This is a genomic window from Pseudomonas sp. Sample_22 (assembly GCF_004307635.1).
Taxonomy (GTDB): domain Bacteria; phylum Pseudomonadota; class Gammaproteobacteria; order Pseudomonadales; family Pseudomonadaceae; genus Aquipseudomonas.
This window is the reverse complement of the sequence record NZ_RCNY01000070.1, coordinates 1-1,698: the sequence shown is the minus strand read 5'-3', so window position 1 is coordinate 1,698 and position 1,698 is coordinate 1. Positions and strand designations below refer to the sequence as shown.

Below are 1,698 nucleotides of genomic sequence, written 5' to 3'. Positions count from 1 at the left end.
AAGTGATTGAGCAGCATAAACGCCTGCTTCCATTGCTCTTGCGTAGTGGCCATTCCCCGGTTCCTCTTTACCAGTGAAAGAACACCGTCATCCGGTGCCGTGCCTTGTTAGGAAAAATCTGGCCTTAGTCAATCGTATGGCGAGCGGCACTAAGGCGCCCACTGTTCTGGATGACCGCCAGATCCACCTGACGATTACCTACTTAAGCTGGTTTGCGGCAATATTCAAATTGCACTATCGCTGCGCGGCGACGGGTCTTGGTCATGATGCCTACCCAACAGCAGCACACCGTTCTGCACCCAGATACGTATCAACCCAAACGGACCATATGGCATGGTGGTACCAGGCAGGGCTGGCGACCAGACAAGCTTCATCAATATGGCTCAGACGTTGGCGTGATGATCTTCCTAAGAATCATAACGTCCCAGCGACCTCTTCAGGGGGCCGCCGCGAGGGAGAGGGACTGATCTCTGATCTTTTGCAAGCGCTACACACTGTCCAAGGGTGGTGTTCCACATTGAAAAGCGCAATCATCGGGTTTGGAGCCTTGAGCTCGAAACGGTTGAAAGTCTTGGACCTGTGCGGCTTGGGCGGTGGTCATGATCAATTGGGCGCGCTCAAGGATGGCAGTGGCATTTCTGAACAGCGTCATTTGATGCTCAATGTGCATCTCGACCGATTCAGCTGGCACGTCTGGCCGATTTAACACTTCAAACAACCGTGCCAGCTCCTGCTCAGCTTTGTCACGTTCGTTGGTGATGTTCTGGCGCTGAATCGGATCATGCAGGTCAAATACAAACTCCCGGCAACCTAACCCTGCATTTCCCGTTAGGCATTTGAGGTGGTACTCGCAGGGCTTCAAGTTGATGTCCCTTACGCAGAACCCCAAAGGGCTGTAATGAGCCGTCTGCAAGGTGAGGTTCAACTGGGCCTGGATATCTTTCAAGGAAAGTTCACTGCGTTTCCAGGACTGTAGCTGCTCAGGCAACGAGCCAAGAAAGCGGGTATGTTCACCCAGCATCAGTTCACCTACTTTCTGAGCTCGTTCCCGTGCGGTTTGATGGTCGTAATGAGCGCCTTGAGGCTGGGTTCGGCCCATCCATTTATTGACGATGCTCGCAGCTAACCCAGCACGAAACAATGAATTGGTTTGCCAATGTCGTCCTTTATGGGTTTGAAAGGATTGGATGACCTCATCCTCCACCGCCACCCCATAACGGGAAAAAGCCGAACCCCGTGCAAGCCCCTGATCGCTCGGTTTGAGGGCATAAAGCACCGCACCGTAGGACAGCACGCAGGGAATATAAGCCTGGTAGGTGCCGCCCAAACTACTGGGAACCACAAATAGATAATCGGAGACTTTTTGCGAAATACGAAAAGCGTTGGAGCTGATAGCCAATCCTTCCGACAACACCTCCTTGACCATTTCAGCCAGCAATTCAGTTTGGAGGCGGGTATTCAAAGCCACAAAATCCTGCGAAATAGCTTGGGTGATGCTGCGGTATTCCAATAAGTAACCTGTACCGTGTGCATACTTCAAACCCGTCGTCGACGCACTTTTACGAAAAAAGGTTACAGGGGCAGCATTCAACCGCAGGTAGGAGAAAAATCCTTTTTTAGAACCCTTGTGAATCATGGTCATGGATTTCTGACCAAACCACTCTGGATAGAGCTGTTGCGCATCCAGCAGGGGTAACA

The 1,698-nt window shown here is 51.7% G+C and carries 1 protein-coding gene; it reads right to left on the bottom strand.

The annotated features are described in order from the left end of the window. Positions 1-487: 487 nt before the first annotated feature. A partial coding sequence (locus tag D8U73_RS29220) for a hypothetical protein (RefSeq protein ID WP_206663025.1) occupies positions 488-1,698 on the bottom strand: 1,211 nt, incomplete at its 5' end.